Origin of the sequence: Streptomyces sp. NPDC047869 (assembly GCF_040704065.1) — a bacterium.
GTDB lineage: Bacteria > Actinomycetota > Actinomycetes > Streptomycetales > Streptomycetaceae > Streptomyces.
In genome coordinates, this window is sequence record NZ_JBEYRK010000004.1 from 21,450 (window position 1) to 40,761 (window position 19,312).

The following is a 19,312-nucleotide window of genomic DNA, read 5'->3' on the forward strand; positions in this document are numbered from 1 at the left end:
CGGGGGCTGGACCGATGCGCACGCGCGGCCCCCTTCGCGTAGATTGCCGCACAGGCAGCGATTGCCGCTAAGGCAGCCGGTACGGGGCGAGGGGACAGCAGGCAAGGTGACCGAGGCAAGGCAGGCCGTGGGCGCGGCCCGCAGGATCGTAGTCAAGGTGGGCTCCTCGTCGCTGACCACCGCCGCGGGTGGCCTGGACGCCGACCGCGTCGACGCTCTCGTCGACGTCCTCGCCAAGGTGCGCAGCGGCGGGGAGCGGGAGATCGTACTGGTCTCCTCCGGAGCCATCGCGGCCGGGCTCGCCCCGCTCGGTCTGCGCCGCCGGCCCAGGGACCTCGCCCGTCAGCAGGCCGCCGCCAGCGTCGGCCAGGGCCTGCTCGTCGCCCGCTACACCGCGTCCCTCGCCCGCTACGGCATCCGTGTCGGACAGGTGCTGCTCACCAGCGACGACATGAGCCGCCGCGCCCACCATCGCAACGCCTCCCGCACCCTGGACAAGCTGCTCGCGATGGGCGCCCTGCCGGTCGTCAACGAGAACGACACCGTCGCCACCGACGAGATCCGCTTCGGCGACAACGACCGCCTCGCCGCCCTCGTCGCCCACCTCGTCCACGCCGACCTGCTGGTGCTGCTCTCCGACGTCGACGGCGTCTACGACGGCGACCCGAGCAAGCCGGGCACCTCGCGGATAGCGGAGGTGCGGGGACCCGGGGACCTCGCCGAGGTCGAGATCGGCAGCGCGGGCAAGGCCGGGGTCGGCACCGGCGGCATGGTCACCAAGGTCGAGGCCGCCGGGATCGCCGCGGCCGCGGGCATCCCGGTGGTACTGACCAGCGCCGTCCACGCCGCGGAGGCGCTGAGCGGCGGCGACACCGGCACCTACTTCCACCCCAGCGGCAAGCGCTCCGCCGACCGGCTGCTGTGGCTCCAGCACGCCTCCACCCCGCAGGGCTCCCTCACCCTCGACGACGGCGCCGTCCGCGCGGTCGTCGAGCGGCGCACCTCTCTGCTGCCCGCCGGCATCGCCTCCGTGGAGGGGGAGTTCAGCGCCGGCGACCCGGTCGAACTGCGGGACGGCGCGGGACGCGCTGTGGCCCGGGGACTCGTCAACTTCGACGCCAAGGAGATCCCCCTGCTGATCGGGCGTTCGACCCGGGAACTGGCGCGCGAACTGGGTCCGGCGTACGAACGCGAGGTCGTACACAGGGACGACCTGGTACTGCTGCGCTCGTCGCACTCGTAAAGCCACTCGTAGAACAGGGCGTAAGGAACGCCCCCGGTGGGGGACGTTCCGTAAAACCGCCACGCGGAGCCCGGCGGCCTGCTCCACTTTCTCTCGGGGACATGTTGATGGGACACGTTCCGTCAAGGGTCATGCGAGAAGGAGGCCGTCGTGAGACGAGCGCGCCCCGGGCCGGCGTCCCGCGGTGCTCTGACGAGTGTCGCGGCCGGAGACACCTACGAGCGGCGTGAGGGGCCCAGGGACCTGCCCCGGCTGTGGCACGTCACCCTCAGCGTCTCCGGGGAGGAGGTGCCGCTGCCCGACCTGCGGCGCGCCCTGGAACAGCTCGCCCACGACCACCCCTTCCTGCTGACCAGCAGATACGCCGGCGACCACGCGGAGATCCGCTACTGGGAGGAGGCCCGCGACCTCCATGACGCGGCCGCCGTCGCGCTGCGGCTGTGGGGCGAGCACCGGCAGACCGCCGGACTGCCGGCCTGGGAGATCGTCGGCCTCGAGGTCATCGACCGCGAGACGTACCACCAGCGCATCGCCGAGGGACACGGCCCCGCGCCCGCGACTCCGGTGGGCGTGCACCCGTTCTGACGGCCCGGTGCCGCCGAGGCTGGTTCCCGGCGGGCTTCACCCCCTTTTGACCCGTCTCGCGGTGTGGGACGACGGCTGAACGGCCCGGTGCCGCGCACTACTCTTCCCCCCATGACCACGCTCTCGCCGTACGACTCGATGTCCCCGGTCACCCGGGCCGCCTACCGGGCCAAGGCCGCCGCCGCCGATCTCGCGCCGCTCCCGCGCGCCGTGAAGGACGACGCGCTGCTCGCCATCGCCGACGCCCTGGAGGTCCGGACCGGCGAGATCGTCGAGGCCAACGCCAAGGACGTGGCCAAGGCCCGGGAGAACGGCACCAGCGAGTCCGTGGTCGACCGGCTCACCCTCACCCCCGAGCGTGTCCGCGCCATCGCCGCCGACGTCCGCGACGTCGCGAAGCTGCCCGACCCGGTCGGCGAGGTGGTGCGCGGCTCCACCCTCCCCAACGGCATCGACCTGCGCCAGGTCCGCGTCCCGCTCGGTGTGGTCGGCATCATCTACGAGGCCCGCCCGAACGTCACCGTGGACGCCGCCGCGCTGTGCCTGAAGTCCGGCAACGCCGTCCTGCTGCGCGGCTCGGCCTCCGCCTACGAGTCCAACACCGCCCTCGTCCGGGTGATCCGGGACGCCGTCGGCGGCGCCGGGCTGCCCGCGGACGCCGTCCAGCTCGTGCCCGGCGAGAGCCGTGACTCCGTCCGCGAGCTGATGCGCGCCCGCGGGCTCGTCGACGTGCTCATCCCGCGCGGCGGCGCCTCCCTGATCCGGACCGTGGTGAACGAGTCCGTGGTCCCCGTCATCGAGACCGGCACCGGAAACTGCCACGTCTACGTCGACGCGCAGGCCGACATCGACATGGCGATCGAGATCCTGGTCAACTCCAAGGCCCAGCGGGTCAGCGTCTGCAACGCCGCCGAAACCCTCCTGGTGCACCAGGACATCGCCGCCGAGTTCCTGCCGCGAGCCCTCGACGCCCTGGCCGAGGCCGGGGTCACCGTGCACGCCGACGAGCGCGTGCTGGCCCACGCCAAGGACTCCACGGCCACCGTGGTCGAGGCGACGCCGGAGGACTGGGAGACCGAGTACCTGTCGTACGACATCGCCGCCGCCGTCGTGGACTCCCTCGACAAGGCCGTCGAGCACATCCGGCTGTGGACCTCCGGGCACACCGAGGCGATCGTCACCACCTCCCAGCAGGCGGCCCGCCGCTTCACCCAGCTGGTCGACTCCACCACCGTCGCCGTGAACGCCTCCACCCGGTTCACCGACGGCGGCCAGTTCGGCTTCGGCGCGGAGATCGGCATCTCCACCCAGAAGCTGCACGCCCGCGGCCCGATGGGCCTGCCGGAGCTGACCAGCACGAAGTACATCGTCACCGGCGACGGGCACGTACGCCGCTGACCGAGCCGTGTGCACGCCGGTGATGAGGCCTGGCGGAAAGGCGTCTCAGCAGGCGGATGAATTTCCGTACCGTCTGCCCAAATTGACCCCCCAGGTCTACTCTGGATCCGTGCCGGAGGACGTGGGGGGCACGCCGTTCTCGGACGGCTGGGAGCCCGACGACGACCACGACCGCGGGGTGTCGGACGAAAAGTTCGCCTCCGTGGTATTCGACGAGGCCTTCGTGCAGGCGGCCGTGGTGCACGAGCCGACCGCCGTCGAACGCCTCCTGGCCGCGGCCCGGGCGAGAGCCGAGGCCTCCGAGGCGGAAGGCCGCCGCACCCGCGCCGGAGGCGACCGCTACGACGACGGCTACGGCCTCGAGGGCACCGGATTCGGTCATGATCAGGACGATGACGAGTTCGACGACGACCACGCCCACGGCGACCACCGCGGCTCCTTCTGGCCCCACGGCAAGCAGGTCCGCTGGCACCGGCCCGTCGCCTGGGTGCTCGCGCTGGTGATGGGCGTCGGCATGGTCGCACTGGCCTTCGCCGCCGTCTACCGGGGCGCTTCCTCCGGCACCCGCGACCGGATGCCGTCACCCGCCTCCACCGGCCTGGAGCAGGGAGCGGCGGCACGCCCTTCCGCCCCCGCCGGCACCGGACGCCCCGTGGTCTCGGCGATCCCGCGATCCCCTGACAGCCGCCGCACGTTTCCGGTGAGAACCTGTCAGAAGTTGTCGTACAGCGGTGCGTTTACCGGAGGCCCCCGGAACCTACCCTGAAAGTATGGGCGGGCCTGGAGACCCACCGGAGGGGACACCCGAGGGCGGCCCCACAGGTGGCGAGGACGAGTACCGATCCGTCGTGTTCGACGAATCGTTCGTCCGCGCTGCGCGCCTCCAGGAGTTCTCCGCACAGGAGCGCATCACCGACCACGCGCCCGCCGTGCGCCGCCGCCCGCCGCTGCGCCGGGGGCTGACCCGGCAGGCCCTGATCCTCCTCCTGCTGATCGCCGTCGCCTTCGGCACCGCCGTCTACATGGGCGTCCGCCACCCCTACGGCTCCCCGCAGGCCCGGCGCACCGTCGAGCCCCTGCGGATGACCGTCATCCCGCTGGTCCCGCGGGGCAAGGTGCCCGGCGCCACCGACGCCGAGTACCTGTACGCGCACAGCCCGGCCGCCCAGTTCGAGGTCGGCGCCGCGGGAATCCCGCTGCCCGCCTCCCGCGGCACCGCGCACTTCTCGGACAGCCAGGTCACCGACGCCCTGAGCATCGCCAGGACCTATCTGGTCCGCTCCTCCCTCGACCCCGACGTGCTCACCGGCCGCCAGGTCCGCCCGGTCCAGGCCCTGCTCGACTCCGACCAGCTCGTCCAGTTCGACCGCGGCTTCGGCCACCCGGCGGCGGACGGCCGCCACGCACCCACCGGCTGGCTGGTCCGCATCGACCCCTCCCGCGCACGCCTGGCCGACGACCGCATCCGTGTCCAGGGCACCCTGCGGGCCGCCGAGACCGACACGGCCACCCTGGAGATCAGCGCCGACGCGATCTTCGTCTACGCCCTGCGCCCGGCCGGCGCCGCCGCCGACGCGGCCGTGTCCCTCTTCACCGTCCGCCGCGAGCTGGCCTTCCGGTTCACCCGCGACGACCTGCGCGTCGGCCAGGTCCGGCTGGCAAGCTCCTACACCCAGGCGGGCCCGCTGTCCTGCGCCGAGGACGCCACCTCCTACCTGCGTCCCCTGCTGCCCGGCCAGACCGCCCGGAGCGGCGGCCCGGCGGGCACCAACCCCTACGCCGCGGACAGCACCACGGCCCTGTGCGGCACGCTGGCCACCGAGGCCCAGCCCAAGGTCTGACGCCGGGGCCCGACCTCCCGGCCGGGCCCCGGGGCCGTGGTCCGGCTACTCGCCGTCCCGCTCGCTGTCCCGCTCGGACCCGCCTCGCGGTCCGTCCTGCGGGCCGTCCTTCGGCGGGGCCGGGCTCCGGAAACCGTCGAAGCCGCGGCGGACCCGGCCGCCGAAGTCGCCGGCGCCGCCCGCGAGGTCCGTGACCAGCTTCATCAGCGGGTCCTTCGAGGTCTTCACATCGCTGGCGTAGCTCGCGGCGGACTCACGGAAGGAGTCGCTCACCGAGGCGTCCTTGTCCTCGCTGCGCCGCGGGTAGTGGCCGTCCATCAGGCGCTGGTGGTCCCGGGACTCGGCCCACTTCTTCAGCTCCGCGGCCCGGATGGTGGCGAAGGGGTGCGAGCGGGGCAGCACGTTCAGGATCTTCAGCACCGAGTCGCGCAGATCGCCGCCGGCCTCGTACTCCTCGGCCTGCTCCAGGAACGCGTCCACGTTCATCTCGTGCAGATGGTTGCCGCCCGCCATCTTCATCAGGCCGCGCATGGAGGCCCGCAGATCCTGCCCCGCCAGCAGCCCGGCCCGGTCCGCCGACAGCTCCGACTTGCGGAACCACTCCCGCAGCGCGGTCACGAGCGCCATGATCGCTATGTTGCCCAGCGGTATCCAGGCGACCTTCAGGGCCAGCGTCGTCAGGAACAGCAGGATCGTGCGGTACACCGAGTGACCGGACAGGGCGTGCCCCACCTCGTGCCCGACGACCGCCCGCATCTCCTCCTCGTCGAGCAGCTCGACCAGGCCCGTGGTGACCACGATGACCGGCTCGTCCAGACCGATGCACATCGCGTTCGGCTGCGGGTCCTGCGTCACGTACATCGGCGGGACCTTCTCCAGGTCCAGGATGTAGCAGGCGTCCAGCAGCATGTCGTGCAGGTGCGCGAACTGGCGCTCCGAGACACGCACCGAGTCGGACAGGAACAGCAGCCTCAGGCTCCGCTCCGGCAGCAGCCCGCTGAGCGCCTTGAAGACGGTGTCGAAACCGCTCAGCTTGCGCAGCGCCACCAGCGCCGACCGGTCGGCCGGATGCTCGTAAGCACGCGAGGAGATCCCCGGGAAGCGCCTGCGCTGCCTGCTCGGCACGCGCTCGTGCCCGGTCTGCTCACGGCCGTCGTCGGACATGTCTTCCCCCATGTGCGTGTCAGTGCCACTGTCGCCCCCGAGGCAGGGGCCAGCCTAGGCGGAGATACCGTGGACGGGCAGTACAGCGAAGGAGACCACGTCATGGAGTACCGCCCCCCGGCCACCTGGCTGACCGAGGCCGCCGGCACCGCCGCCCAGCAGCACGGATCGGGCAATCTGCTCCGGATCGTTCTGATCGTGATGTTCCTCGGCTGCGCACTGACCGCATGGCTCCTGCTGCGCGGCTACAAGCAGAAGGACGACTGACGGGCCGGGGAAGTTCCCCGCCTTGTGGCGCACCCGGGACGCCCCGCGTCCGCCGCGACGACGGAGTCGGGGTGATCTCCGCCGGGCCGCCCGCTTACGATGAGCCGACATCTTCATCCCGCCCACACGCGATAGGTCGTGCCGATGAGCCTCCACCTCGCCGCTGCCCAGCTGGTCACCCTCGCCGCCGAGGGTGAGGAGCACGGTGGCAACCACAACAGCCTGAACCCGGCGGTCACCGGCGGCGGAGCGCTGATCATCCTGCTGCTCCTGCTGTGGATCACCACCCGCTTCAACCGCGACCGCTGAACCGGGACCCCGTCCCCGGCCAGGGCCCTCGGACCGGGCCGGTAGGGTCTGCACGCATGGAACAGCAGGACACGCCCACCGGCCCGGCGCACACCCGGGTGCTACGCCCGGGCAACGGCCCGGCCCACACGGGCAAGCGCCGCCTCGGCGTCATGGGCGGAACGTTCGACCCGATCCACCACGGGCACCTCGTGGCGGCCAGCGAGGTCGCCGCCCAGTTCCAGCTGGACGAGGTGGTGTTCGTGCCCACCGGCCAGCCGTGGCAGAAGTCCCACGGGAAGGTCTCCCCGGCCGAGGACCGCTACCTGATGACGGTCATCGCCACCGCCGAGAACCCGCAGTTCTCCGTCAGCCGCATCGACATCGACCGCGGCGGCCCCACCTACACCGTGGACACCCTGCGCGACCTGCGGGCCCTCAACCCCGACACCGACCTGTTCTTCATCACCGGCGCCGACGCCCTCGGCCAGATCCTCACCTGGCGGGACTCCGAGGAGCTGTTCTCCCTGGCCCACTTCATCGGCGTCACGCGCCCGGGCCACCACCTGACCGACCAGGGGCTGCCGGAGGGCGGCGTCTCGCTCGTCGAGGTGCCCGCGCTCGCCATCTCCTCGACGGACTGCCGCGCGAGAGTCGCCAACGGCGACCCGATCTGGTACATGGTGCCGGACGGAGTCGTGCGTTACATCGACAAGCGCGAGCTGTACCGCGGCGAGTGAGCCGAGAGGGGCACCGGTGAACGACCGATACGACGCGGATGACGCCGACCAGGGCGCCGCCCCGTACGAACTCGTCGGCTACGACGAGTACGGGCAGCCCGTGTACCGGCAGATCCCGGCACAGCAGGCGCCACAGCAGTCCTACGACCCGTACGCCCAGCAGGGCTACGGCTACGACCCGTACGCGACGGGGCCCCAGCGGCCGCAGTCCTACGACGCGTACGGCACCGGCCGGCAGCAGCCCGCCACGCCCTCCTACGACCCCTACGGCTCCCAGGCCCCGTACGACGTCTACGGCACCGGCGCCCAGGGAACCTCCGCCCCGTACGACCCCTACGGGCAGGCGGCGACCAGCGGGCAGCAGCCCCGGGTCGCCGAACAGACCGCCTACATCCCGCAGCAGGCAGGCCCCGGCGGCGTCACCGTCCCGCGGCAGCCCGAGAGCGCCGAGCCTCCCGTCCCCGGCGAACCGGACGGCGGCAGTGAGCAGTTCGCCTTCGTGGAGGAGCCCGACGGCGACTCCGAGGACGTCATCGACTGGCTGGCGTTCACGGAGAACCGCACCGAGCGCCGCGAGGAGGCCCGCCGCCGCGCCCGCAGCCGGATCATCGCCCTCGTAGTCGTCCTCGCCCTCGTCGCCGTGGGCGGCGTCGGCTACCTCTGGCACGCCGGGAAGCTGCCCGGCCTGTCCCCCTCCGGCTCCAGGACGGGCACGGCCACGCCGGTGGGCGCCCAGAAGCGCGACGTGATCGTCGTCCACCTGCACAACACGGGGAAGTCCGGCACCTCCACGGCACTGCTGGTCGACAACACCACCACCAAGCAGGGCACCACCGTGCTGCTGCCCAACTCCCTCGCGCTGAGCGGCGACGACGGCTCCACCACGACGCTCGCCAAGTCCGTGGACGACGACGGCGCCTCCGGCACCCGCGACCAGCTCGACACCGTCCTCGGGACCAGCATCCAGGGCACCTGGCGCCTGGACACCCCGTACCTGCAGAACCTCGTCGACCTGGTCGGCAACATCGACATCGACACCGACACCGACGTGCCCGACCCGGACGCCAAGAAGAAGGGTTCCTCCGCGCTGGTCCACCGGGGCAAGGCGCAGACCCTCAGCGGCAAGATGGCCGTCGCCTACGCCACCTACCGCGCGTCCGGCGAGGCCCAGAACGCCCAGCTCGAGCGGTTCGGGCAGGTCATGCAGGGCGTGCTCCGCAAGCTCTCGTCCGAGCCGGCGGCCGCCACCACCACCGTGCAGACACTGGCGCAGATCCTCGACCCGCCGCTGACCGACAAGGACCTCGGCTCCTTCCTCGCGGGCCTCGCCGACCTCGCCAAGGGCGGCGACTACCGGACGGCCCTGCTGCCCGTGCAGACCGACGGCACCCTGAGCCCCTCGACCGGCGACAGCGTGGTCAAGGACATCCTCGGCGGCACCGCCAAGAGCCCCGAAGCGGGATCGGCGGTGCGGGTCTCCGTGCAGAACGCCACCGGTGTGAAGGACGACACCGAGAAGGCCCGCGTCGTGCTCCTGAACGGCGGCTTCACCTTCCTCGAGGGCGGCACCGCGTCCGGCGCCCGGACCGCCTCCCAGGTGCTCTACGCCGACGCCGCCCACAAGGCGGACGCCGCCGAGGTCGCCAAGACGCTGGGCCTGCCGGCCGGCTCCGTGGCCAAGGGCACCGTGTCCTCCGGCGCGGACGTCTCGGTCGTCCTCGGCGGCGACTACCGGCCCGCCTCCTCCTGACCGGGGCCGGGGCACCCCATGTGATGCGTAATCGCGTGGGGTGCCCCGGCGGTCCGTGAGACCCTTGAGGTCAACAGACCGCCGACCGAAAGCCGCGTAGTGACCGCCACCGACCGTTCCCTCGATCTCATCAACACCGCCGCCCAGGCGGCGGCCGACAAGCTCGCCCACGACGTCATCGCCTACGACGTCAGCGACGTGCTGTCGATCACGGACGCATTCCTGCTGGCCTCAGCGCCGAACGACCGCCAGGTCCGGGCGATCGTCGACGAGATCGAGGAGCGCCTGCTGAAGGAACTCGGCGCCAAGCCCGTTCGCCGCGAGGGCGACCGCGAGTCCCGCTGGATCCTGCTCGACTACGTCGACATCGTCGTCCACGTCCAGCACAGCGAGGAGCGGGTCTTCTACGCTCTGGAGCGGCTGTGGAAGGACTGCCCCGAGCTCGAGCTGCCCGCCGACGCCAAGGCCACCCGCGGCAAGGCCGAGGAGCACTCCAAGCTGCAGGCCGCCGAGGCCGCCGAGGAGCCGGACGGGGACTGGCGATGAGTGCCACCGGCGAGGTGACCGACCGCAGGGACCGGGGCCGCCGCATCATCCTGTGGCGGCACGGCCAGACCTCGTGGAACGTCGAACGCCGCTTCCAGGGCAGCACGGACGTCGAACTGACCGAGACCGGCATCGGCCAGGCCCGCCGCGCCGCCCGGCTGCTGGCCTCCCTCGGTCCCGACGCGATCGTCTCCTCCGACCTGCGACGGGCCGCGGACACGGCCGCCGAGCTGGCCGCCCTCACCGGGCTCGACGTCGCCCGTGACGAGGGCCTGCGCGAGACCTACGCGGGCGTCTGGCAGGGGCTGACGCACGACGAGATCATCACCCGCCACGGCGAGGAGTACGCCGCGTGGAAGCGCGGCGAGGCGGTCCGCCGCGGCGGCGGTGAGCTGGAGACCGAGGTCGCCGACCGCGCCGCTCCCGTCGTGCTGCGGCACGCCGACAAGCTGCCCGAGGACGGCACCCTCGTGGTGGTCAGCCACGGCGGCACCATCCGCACCACCATCGGCCGGCTCCTCGGCCTTGAGGCCCCGCATTGGGAGAGCCTCGGCGGCCTGTCCAACTGCTGCTGGTCCGTGCTCGGTGAGGGCGCCCGCGGCTGGCGCCTGCTGGAGCACAACGCGGGCACCCTCCCGGAGCCCGTCCTCGGCGACGACGACTGAGCGGCCCGCGGGCCCGCGGTTCTCCACCCGGGGGCCCGGATTTCACTTTCCGGCAGGTCACAGGCTAAAGTTCTTCTTGTTCGCCCCGCCGAGCGGGGCGAAACACCATGCGGCTCGCCGCGTGGGACAAGGGGCTATAGCTCAGTTGGTAGAGCGCCTGCATGGCATGCAGGAGGTCAGGAGTTCAATTCTCCTTAGCTCCACGGATCGACACTCTGTCGAGTTGTCAGAGATCGGTGATGAGGATCCCGTCCCCCCTCGGGGGGCGGGATCCTCTGTGTTCCGGCGACTGTGCCACGCGACTCGTTCCGGACGGCCCGTCCTCGCGTTACCGGCTGGTCCGGCTGACCCGGCGGGGCGATGTTGGGCAGACTGGTCCCGTACCGGCTTGAGTCACCTGGGGTCCCGCGGGCGTATACCTCCACGGAGGCGTTTCCGGTGGGGCGCGAGGACACCGGCCGGCCCGGCGGTAAGGGCCGCCGTGTCCGGACCGGTACCGAGGCGTCGCTGACCGTATTGGCCCGGCCGTGGCAGAATCAAACGGCCGGAAGGGGGCGCGGCCCGACGGGAGGAGTAGCGATGCCTGCGAGCATCCTTGGGGAGGTCGGCCACCTCCTCGATGCTGCGTTGATACGGGACACGACCACCCGGCTCAGCTGCCCTTCCTGCGGTTCCGGGCATGTGGCGCAAGTTCTCGGCGACAATGGCGGAATCTCCTACGTGTGCACGGCCTGCGGCCACAGCTGGAGCTGATCGATGGGTGCACACAGGCGAAAGTGCGACTGGTGCGGCAGTGGTACGCCGATCGTCCGTGACATGGAGCCGATCAACCCCGACTACCAGTACTGGTGCGAGGAATGCGCGCGGGCGCTGATCATAAAAGGCGACCCGATCGAGACCTACCGCGAGCTGGAGGGCGAGCCGATCTACGGCCGTCTGCTCGAGGAGCACTGCACGCTCAAGAGGTTCTACTCCTTCGTCACCGCTTGACGTATCGCTGACCCCTGCCGTCGCACCGGCAACGATGTCGAGGTCCGGGCCAGCGCCAGGAACAGCGCGGCGGCCCCGGCGTAGAGGGCGGAGAGCGTCATCTGGGCGCCGCTCTGGTGCAGTTCGGGCCGAGCCGGGCCGTGCGGCACCCACCAGGGGGCGTACGAGCAGAACACCAGGGCCGTGCCCAGGGCCGCCGCCCGGTGTCCGCGCGCCCACAGCAGCAGCACCAGAGGCACGCACCACACCCAGTGGTGCGTCCAGGACACCGGGCTGACCAGCAGCGCGGTGGCCGCGCAGGCGCACACCGCCCAGGCCCGCAGCCCGCGCAGCTCCGCCGTCACCGACACCGTGAGCCCCACGGCGGCCACCGCGGCCGCGCAGGCCGTCCAGGCGGTTCCCGGGTCCGGAGTGTGCAGCAGGCGCGCCAGAACGCCGCGCAGGGCCTGGTTGGCGGTGTCCTCGGCGTGCCCCACCCGGTCCGAGCGGAGCACCGTGTCCGTCCAGAACCGCCACGAGTCGTACGGCAGGGCGGCCGCCGCGAGCAGCGTGGCACCGGCGAACGCGACGGCCGCCCCGCGCGCGTGACGCAGCCACGGCTCCCCGTCGCCGCCCCGCAGCCGGGCCACGATCCCCGTGGTGAGCAGGAACACCGGGAACAGCGCCGGCGTCAGCTTCACCGCGGCGGCGAGCCCGAGCCCCGCACCGGCCCAGCGGCCGTGGCCGCCGGCGGGGCGGCGGGTCAGGTCCCACAGCACCGCCGTGGCCAGCAGCAGGTTGACCTGGCCGTAGCGCAGGGTCGTCCACACCGGTTCGCACCAGACGGCCCCCGCCGCGACCCACCAGACGGTCTCCACGCGTGTGTGGCCGGCGAGTCTCAGGGACAGCCGGACGAACACCAGCAGCAGGACCAGGTTCCCGGCCGTGGCCAGCGCGCGCAGGACCGCGGTGTCCGGCAGCGTCAACGCGGTGAACAGCAGGGCCGCGAACGGGGGATAGGTGGTGGGCAGGTGCGCGGCGGTCGCCCGCAGCGCGTACAGATCACCGCCCGCGAGGACGGTGGCGCCCTCGGCGCGGTACACCATCAGGTCGATCATCGACACGTGCGCGGCCCGCTGGGCCAGCAAGAACGCCGTGAACGACATCAGGCAGGCGCCCGCCGCCACCGGCACACGGCGCCGGGCTCCGGGGAACGCTGTCAGGGTCACGAAAGCTGACATTAGCCCCCGTATGGGAGCCAAGCGGAAACCGATTTGGTACTGCACCCCGGGGACCGTGTAATGTTGGCGTCGCCGCCGGGGAAACCGGGCGGAACAAAACAAGGGGCTATAGCTCAGTTGGTAGAGCGCCTGCATGGCATGCAGGAGGTCAGGAGTTCAATTCTCCTTAGCTCCACAGAAATCGAAGGCGGATCATCCGGACGGATGATCCGCCTTCGACGTGTTTCCTGTCACGTTTCCTGCCGTGTTCCCTGTCACGGACGTGTTCGCCACCGCGTTCGGCTCGCACGCGCGCGTGTGCTCCGGCGCGCGCGACGGGGGTCGCCCGGTCGGACGGCCCCCTACGCGCGCGGTCGTGTCGTCAGCGGCCGAGGGCCCGCCGGCCCCGGCCCTGGGAGAGGACGGGCAGGTTGCGGGACGGCGCCTGGCCGCGGGTGTCCTCCTCGATGCGCAGCGCCAGGGCGGGGCAGCGGCGCACCGCGCGCAGCGCCTTCGCCTCGGCGTAGCGCGGCACCTGAGCCTGTGCCACCGTCGGGAAGCCGTCCGCGCCGAGTTCGAAGACCTCGGGGAGGATGTCGGCGCAGAGGCCGTGGCCCCGGCACAGCGTCCAGTCGACGTAGATCTTCTGGCGGCTGCCGCCGGTCTCCTCGGGCTCCGCGGCGCCCGGGATGCCCGTGGGGGCCCTGCCCCCCTCGAAGAGCGGCAGCACGCCCTCCACGGGCCGTCCGCAGCCGTTCCCGAGGACGTGCGCGGCCAGGTCGTCGGTGAACGCCTTGATGGTCGACTCCAGGAACATCGCGGAGCCGTCGGGGTGCGAACACGCCCCGCGCCGCTTCACGTTCTTCGCGACCTGCTTCAGCGCCTCCAGGGCGGCCGGTCCGCCGCCGTTCAGGATGTCCTCCAAGCCGCGCGCGGCGGCGGGCAGTCCCAGGTAGCAGGGGCCGCACTGGCCGGCGCTCTCCTCGGCCAGCCACTGGGCCACCCGCAGTGACTCGCCCAGCGGGCAGGTCTCCTGGCTGATCGGCAGGATGGCGCCGGCGCCCAGCGAACCGCCCACCGCGTCCAGCGAGTTGCGGGAGACGATCGCCTCGTCGACGGTCGCGGCGTCGATCCACTTGCCGTGGTAGCCGCCGGTCAGCACGCCCTGCGGCACCGGCGGGGCGCCGGCCAGCTGGAGGACGTAGCGCAGCGGCACGCCGGTGGGGACCTCGAGCACCATCGGCCGGGCGACCGCTCCGGAGACGGTGAGCATGACGGTGCCCGGCTCGTCGTACAGGCCGGTGTTGCCGTAGCGCTCCGGGCCGATGCGGGCGGCGATGGCGAGCTGCGCGAACGTCTCCGCGTTGGACAGCAGCGTGGGCGCCCCGCCGACGCCGCTCTGCGAGGCGCTGATCTTGCGGCCGGGCGGGATGGCCGGGCCGCCGTCGACCGAACGGATCAGCGACGCGGCGGCGCCGGTGACCATCCGGACCGGGTTGCGCTGCACCCACGCGCGCAGTGCCGACCTGCGGCTGTTGCTCAGGCCGCGCTCGGCCAGCGCGGCCTCCATGGAGCGCTGGGTGGACTCCCGGGTGACCCCGATGACGAGCGTGCGGGCGCCGAGCGCCTCGGCGCACAGCAGGGCACCGTCCAGGATGAGGTGCGGGGCACGGTTGATGAGCACCGTGTCCTTGCGGCAGGCCGGTTCGTCCTCACTGCCGTTGACGACGACGACCGGCCGCACCCCGCGCTTGATCGCCGACTCGGCGACCGAGCGCAGCTTCTTGTGGAACGGGAAGCCCGCGCCGCCGCGGCCCTTGAGGCCGATGCGCTCGGCGAGCTGGGCGAGCTGCTCGCCGCCCAGCGGGTCGAGAGGGCCGTGCACCTTCAGGTGCATGGGCAGGTCGAGCCGCTCCACAAGGTCGAAGCCCGAGGTCAGCTGGGGAAGGCCGACCACGCGGACTTCCGGGACGTCGGGCAGGGCCTCGTTCACCTATAGCCTCCGGAAGGCGTGTTCCAAGGTTCGCCCGAACCCGGCGTGTCGTACGCGCCGGGGGTTGTTTCGGTGGCGGGACCGCTGTTGAACGTGTCACCCGAGTTGTACGTCCCGTAGGCGGCGTTCGTCTCACCGGTGTCGTACACGTCACGTCCGCCGTATCCACCGGTGCCCGGATTGCCATAGGCCGGGATGTTGTATCCGGTGTCCTGGAGCGGGTCGTACGCCGACGGCGGGGCCTCGCCGACCGGCGGCGGGGACGGGATCGGCCAGCTCCCCGAGGTGCTCGACGGGCCGTCCACGCGAGGCATCGCCTCCGTGGCCCGCAGGTCCAGCGGCAGATCCATGCGCGCGGTCCGGTCGGCCGCGTACGGCTGCTGGGGACGGCCCGGCGTGGACACCGCGCGATAGGCGGCCGCGAAGCCGGACGCGGGCTCGGCGGCGGGCGCGGCGGGGGTCTGGTACAGGGGCGCGGACCCGGGACCGGCCTGCGGGCCGTCCGGCGACGGCCGCGGCTCGCGCCGGGACTCGAAGCCCGGCCGGGCGGACTCGGTGACCCGCGAGCGGCTCGCCTCCAGCTCGTCGAACCCCCGTCGCTCCGAGCTGCCCAGGACGGCGACGAGCCGGTCGGCGACCCTGCGCTTGACGGGGCGCGGGGCCGAGCGCAGCGCCAGCGCGCCCATCACGCCGAGCAGAGACAGGCTGTAGAGGATCACGAAGACCGGCTTGGCCTGGCGACCCGCGTAGAGCCCGTGCACCAGCGCCGCGCACCAGGCCGGATAGGCCAGCATGTGCATCGCCCGCCAGCGGGCGGCGACCGGGGCCGGCGTGGCGAAGTTGCTGCGCAGGGCGCCGGTCACGCCCACGAAGATCATCAGCAGGCCCGCCAGCGAGCCCAGGCCGATCAGGCCGCCGCTTCCGGTGACGCCGAGCGAGAACGGGATGATCGCGGCGATCAGCTTGGTGTGGTCCAGCGCGATCTTGGTGGTGATGTGCAGCAGCAGGAACGCGATGGAGGCGACCGCGGTCGTCCGGTGCACCGCCTGGCCGACGATCCGCTGGCGCGTGTTCAGGAAGATCCGGTCCTGGGCGAAGAGCCCCCAGATCACCGAACAGCTCAGCGAGACCAGGGACAGCACGCCCGCTCCGAAGTTCAGGAACTCCTGGAACTGGCTGCCTCCGACCAGCACGACCACGGGTATGAGCAGCAGGACGACGGCGGACGCCACCCCATAGGCCGACCGGCCCGGCTTGGGGAGCGAGCTGTTACTACGACGAGGGTTCATGGGGGCAACTCCGAGCAGTTCCGGGAAAGCGGTCCCGCTGCCGAACTCTAAGTGGCGCCATACCGATCAGTAGGAGCTTTGAGTTATTGCGTTGTTATCAAAGGACAATGCGACTGGGGCGGTGTCCCTTAGTGGCTGTTACGCGAAGTAATCTTTGACCTTGGTTCAGTTGCGGGCGGGCGATGTGACATGTCCACCAGGCATACGGAAGCGCGTCGCGGCTTGCTCAAGGGCTGCGGTACCCTAGCGCCATGCGTGCCGTACGCCTTCTGCTTAGCGGGCCGCGCTGATCAGTACCGACCCACCGGTCGAACCGTGTGGTCGGCATCGGCGCGGCGTCCCCTCCTGTGCGAGGGGATTTTTCGTTTCCTGAGTGTCACAGCCGCAGGCAGCCGCAGGCAGAGACGATCGATGGAGCTTTGAGGATCATGAGCGAGACGAACCCCGCTGCCACCGCCGAGGTGGCCGCGCCGCACCGCTACACGGCCGCCATGGCGGCCGAGATCGAGGCACGCTGGCAGGACTTCTGGGACGCCGACGGCACCTACGCGGCGCCGAACCCCAAGGGCGATCTGGCCGGTGACCCCGAGCTGGCCGCCAGGCCCAAGAAGTTCATCATGGACATGTTCCCGTACCCCTCGGGCGCGGGCCTGCACGTCGGTCACCCCCTGGGCTACATCGCCACCGACGTCTACGCCCGGTTCCAGCGGATGACCGGCCACAACGTCCTGCACACCCTGGGTTTCGACGCCTTCGGCCTGCCCGCCGAGCAGTACGCCGTGCAGACCGGCACGCACCCGCGCGTGTCCACCGAGGCGAACATCGAGAACATGAAGGCCCAGCTGCGCCGGCTGGGCCTGGGCCACGACAAGCGCCGGTCGTTCGCGACGATCGACCCGGAGTACTACAAGTGGACCCAGTGGATCTTCCTGCAGATCTTCAACTCCTGGTACGACGACGAGGCCGGGGCGGCGCGCCCGATCTCCGAGCTGGTCGCCCGGTTCGAGTCCGGTGAGCGCGCGGTGCCCGGCGGGCGCCCCTGGCACGAGCTGAGCGCCGTCGAGCGCGCCGAGGTCCTGGGCGAGTACCGCCTGGCCTACGCCTCCGACGCGCCGGTCAACTGGTGCCCCGGCCTGGGCACCGTGCTGGCCAACGAGGAGGTCACCGCCGACGGCCGCTCCGAGCGCGGCAACTACCCGGTCTTCAAGGCCAAGCTGCGCCAGTGGAACATGCGCATCACCGCCTACGCCGACCGGCTGCTGGAGGACCTGGAGGCGCTGGACTGGCCCGAGGCCATCAAGCTGCAGCAGCGCAACTGGATCGGCCGCTCCGAGGGCGCCCGCGTCGACTTCCCCGTGGACGGCGAGCGCATCACGGTCTTCACCACCCGCCCCGACACCCTGTTCGGCGCGACCTACATGGTGCTGGCCCCCGAGCACCCGCTGGTCGAGAAGTTCACCCCGCAGGCCTGGCCCGAGGGCACCCACCAGGTGTGGACCGGCGGCCACGCCACGCCCACCGAGGCCGTCGCCGCCTACCGCGCGCAGGCCGCCTCCAAGTCGGACGTCGAGCGGCAGGCCGAGGCCAAGGACAAGACCGGCGTCTTCATCGGCGCGTACGCCACCAACCCGGCCAACGGCGAGCAGGTCCCCGTCTTCATCGCCGACTACGTCCTGATGGGCTACGGCACCGGCGCGATCATGGCCGTCCCGGCGGGCGACCAGCGCGACTTCGAGTTCGCGCGCGCCTTCGAACTGCCGATCCACTGCGTCGTCGAGCCCACCGACGGCCGCGGCACGGACACCTCCACCTGGGAGGACGCCTTCGGGTCGTACGACGCGAAGATCATCAACTCCGCCAACGACGACATCTCCCTGGACGGCCTGGGCGTCACCGAGGCCAAGGCCCGCATCACCGAGTGGCTGGAGCGCCGGGGCATCGGCGAGGGCACCGTCAACTTCCGTCTGCGCGACTGGCTGTTCAGCCGCCAGCGCTACTGGGGCGAGCCCTTCCCGATCGTCTACGACGAGGACGGCGTCGCCCACGCGCTGCCCGAGTCGATGCTGCCGCTGGAGCTGCCCGAGGTCGAGGACTACAGCCCGCGCACCTTCGACCCGGACGACGCCGACACCCAGCCCGAGACCCCGCTGTCACGCAACGACGAGTGGGTCAACGTCACCCTGGACCTGGGCGACGGGCCGAAGAAGTACCGCCGCGAGACCAACACCATGCCCAACTGGGCTGGTTCCTGCTGGTACGAGTTCCGCTACCTGGACCCGCACAACGACCGGCAGCTGGTCGACCCCGACATCGAGCGGTACTGGATGGGCCCCCGCGAGGGCCTGCCGTACGGCGGTGTAGACCTGTACGTCGGCGGCGCCGAGCACGCCGTGCTGCACCTGCTGTACGCGCGCTTCTGGTCCAAGGTCCTGTTCGACCTGGGGCACGTCTCCTCCGCGGAGCCGTTCCACAAGCTGTTCAACCAGGGCATGATCCAGGCCTACGTCTACCGCGACAGCCGCGGCATCGCGGTCCCCGCCGCCGAGGTCGAGGAGCGCGACGGCGCGTACTACCACCAGGGCGAGAAGGTCACCCGCCTGCTGGGCAAGATGGGCAAGTCCCTGAAGAACGCGGTGACTCCGGACGAGATCGCCGCCGAGTACGGCGCCGACACGCTGCGCCTGTACGAGATGGCGATGGGCCCGCTGGACGTGTCGCGGCCGTGGGACACGCGCGCGGTGGTCGGACAGTTCCGGCTGCTGCAGCGGCTGTGGCGCAACATCGTCGACGAGAACACCGGCGAGGTCACCGTCACCGACGCCGAGCCCGGCGAGGAGACGCTGCGCGCCCTGCACAAGGCGATCGACGGCGTGCGCCAGGACCTGGAGGGCCTGCGCTTCAACACCGCCATCGCCAAGGTGACCGAGCTGAACAACCACCTGACCAAGGCCGGTGGCGAGCTGTCCCGCTCGGTCGCCGAGCCGCTGGTGCTGCTGGTCGCCCCGCTGGCCCCGCACGTCGCCGAGGAGCTGTGGCGCAAGCTGGGCCACACCGACTCGGTCGTCCACCGGGACTTCCCGGTCGCCGACCCGCGGTACGTGGTGGACGAGACCGTGACCTGTGTCGTGCAGGTCAAGGGCAAGGTCAAGGCCCGTCTGGAGGTGTCGCCCGCCATCTCCGACGAGGAGCTGGAGAAGGCGGCGCTGGCGGACGAGAAGGTCGTCGCCGCGCTGGACGGCGCGGCCATCCGCAAGGTGATCGTGCGGGCGCCGAAGCTGGTGAACATCGTTCCGGCGTGACCGCGTAGCCGCGTGGGCGCGCCCGGGGCCGGGGTACCGGGCACCTCGGGGTAGT

17 protein-coding genes and 2 tRNA genes are annotated in these 19,312 nt (G+C 71.7%); 15 read left to right on the plus strand and 4 right to left on the minus strand.

The window, feature by feature from the left end:
• The first annotated feature begins 127 nt into the window (after positions 1-127).
• The 5 genes from proB to AB0924_RS06950 all read left to right on the plus strand — a co-directional run bounded on the left by proB (position 128) and on the right by AB0924_RS06950 (position 5,067).
• Positions 128-1,243: a glutamate 5-kinase gene (gene proB / locus AB0924_RS06930; protein ID WP_358927385.1), complete on the plus strand. Its 1,116-nt coding sequence runs from the start codon at positions 128-130 to the stop codon at positions 1,241-1,243.
• Between the two features lie 150 nt (positions 1,244-1,393).
• Positions 1,394-1,828, plus strand: coding sequence for a hypothetical protein (locus tag AB0924_RS06935; RefSeq protein ID WP_358927360.1), 435 nt, complete (start codon positions 1,394-1,396; stop codon positions 1,826-1,828).
• A gap of 111 nt (positions 1,829-1,939) precedes the next feature.
• Positions 1,940-3,226, plus strand: a complete 1,287-nt coding sequence (locus AB0924_RS06940) for a glutamate-5-semialdehyde dehydrogenase (RefSeq protein WP_358927359.1) — start codon at positions 1,940-1,942, stop codon at positions 3,224-3,226.
• Positions 3,227-3,335: 109 nt separating this feature from the next.
• A complete protein-coding gene (locus AB0924_RS06945; RefSeq protein WP_366910847.1) occupies positions 3,336-3,992 on the plus strand; it encodes a hypothetical protein in 657 nt (218 codons plus the stop codon).
• A 4-nt stretch (positions 3,993-3,996) separates the two neighbouring features.
• A complete protein-coding gene (locus AB0924_RS06950; protein WP_358927357.1) occupies positions 3,997-5,067 on the plus strand; it encodes a hypothetical protein in 1,071 nt (356 codons plus the stop codon).
• Positions 5,068-5,112: 45 nt separating this feature from the next.
• Here AB0924_RS06950 and AB0924_RS06955 read toward each other — a convergent pair whose 3' ends face one another.
• On the minus strand, positions 5,113-6,231 hold the full coding sequence (locus tag AB0924_RS06955) for a M48 family metallopeptidase (protein WP_366910848.1): 1,119 nt from the start codon (positions 6,229-6,231) through the stop codon (positions 5,113-5,115).
• A gap of 102 nt (positions 6,232-6,333) precedes the next feature.
• Between AB0924_RS06955 and AB0924_RS06960 the strand changes: the two genes are divergently transcribed.
• The 8 genes from AB0924_RS06960 to AB0924_RS06995 all read left to right on the plus strand — a co-directional run bounded on the left by AB0924_RS06960 (position 6,334) and on the right by AB0924_RS06995 (position 11,477).
• A complete protein-coding gene (locus AB0924_RS06960; protein WP_358927355.1) occupies positions 6,334-6,498 on the plus strand; it encodes a hypothetical protein in 165 nt (54 codons plus the stop codon).
• Between the two features lie 144 nt (positions 6,499-6,642).
• Positions 6,643-6,807 (plus strand): hypothetical protein, encoded by a 165-nt coding sequence (locus AB0924_RS06965; RefSeq protein ID WP_351659421.1) that lies wholly within the window; start codon positions 6,643-6,645, stop codon positions 6,805-6,807.
• Positions 6,808-6,863: 56 nt separating this feature from the next.
• Positions 6,864-7,526 (plus strand): nicotinate-nucleotide adenylyltransferase, encoded by a 663-nt coding sequence (gene nadD, locus AB0924_RS06970; protein WP_358927354.1) that lies wholly within the window; start codon positions 6,864-6,866, stop codon positions 7,524-7,526.
• 16 nt (positions 7,527-7,542) lie between these two features.
• Positions 7,543-9,276 (plus strand): LytR C-terminal domain-containing protein, encoded by a 1,734-nt coding sequence (locus AB0924_RS06975; protein WP_366910849.1) that lies wholly within the window; start codon positions 7,543-7,545, stop codon positions 9,274-9,276.
• A gap of 99 nt (positions 9,277-9,375) precedes the next feature.
• Entirely contained in the window at positions 9,376-9,822 is a 447-nt protein-coding gene (gene rsfS, locus AB0924_RS06980) for a ribosome silencing factor (RefSeq protein ID WP_358927352.1), read from the plus strand.
• Positions 9,819-10,487, plus strand: coding sequence for a histidine phosphatase family protein (locus tag AB0924_RS06985; protein WP_358927351.1), 669 nt, complete (start codon positions 9,819-9,821; stop codon positions 10,485-10,487). Before rsfS ends, AB0924_RS06985 begins: the two co-directional genes overlap by 4 nt.
• Positions 10,488-10,617: 130 nt before the next feature.
• A tRNA-Ala gene (locus tag AB0924_RS06990) sits at positions 10,618-10,690 on the plus strand.
• A 553-nt stretch (positions 10,691-11,243) separates the two neighbouring features.
• The gene (locus AB0924_RS06995; RefSeq protein ID WP_006136074.1) at positions 11,244-11,477 is read left to right on the plus strand and encodes a hypothetical protein; all 234 of its coding nucleotides are present in this window, start codon (positions 11,244-11,246) and stop codon (positions 11,475-11,477) included.
• On the opposite strand, the gene AB0924_RS07000 is transcribed toward AB0924_RS06995, so the two are convergent.
• Complete coding sequence (locus tag AB0924_RS07000) at positions 11,456-12,622, minus strand: glycosyltransferase 87 family protein (RefSeq protein ID WP_358927384.1); 1,167 nt, start codon at positions 12,620-12,622, stop codon at positions 11,456-11,458. The two genes, AB0924_RS06995 and AB0924_RS07000, sit on opposite strands and share 22 nt — an antisense overlap.
• Positions 12,623-12,799: 177 nt before the next feature.
• Here AB0924_RS07000 and AB0924_RS07005 point away from each other — a divergent pair.
• Positions 12,800-12,872: transfer RNA gene (locus AB0924_RS07005), tRNA-Ala, on the plus strand.
• A 186-nt stretch (positions 12,873-13,058) separates the two neighbouring features.
• On the opposite strand, the gene AB0924_RS07010 is transcribed toward AB0924_RS07005, so the two are convergent.
• A complete protein-coding gene (locus AB0924_RS07010) occupies positions 13,059-14,669 on the minus strand; it encodes an NADH-ubiquinone oxidoreductase-F iron-sulfur binding region domain-containing protein (protein WP_366910850.1) in 1,611 nt (536 codons plus the stop codon).
• On the minus strand, positions 14,666-15,958 hold the full coding sequence (locus tag AB0924_RS07015; protein ID WP_366910851.1) for a cytochrome b/b6 domain-containing protein: 1,293 nt from the start codon (positions 15,956-15,958) through the stop codon (positions 14,666-14,668). The genes AB0924_RS07010 and AB0924_RS07015 overlap by 4 nt, the downstream gene beginning before the upstream one ends.
• Before the next feature lie 428 nt (positions 15,959-16,386).
• On the opposite strand from AB0924_RS07015, the gene leuS reads away from it, so the two are divergent.
• Positions 16,387-19,257: a leucine--tRNA ligase gene (gene leuS, locus AB0924_RS07020; protein WP_358927348.1), complete on the plus strand. Its 2,871-nt coding sequence runs from the start codon at positions 16,387-16,389 to the stop codon at positions 19,255-19,257.
• Positions 19,258-19,312: the final 55 nt, after the last annotated feature.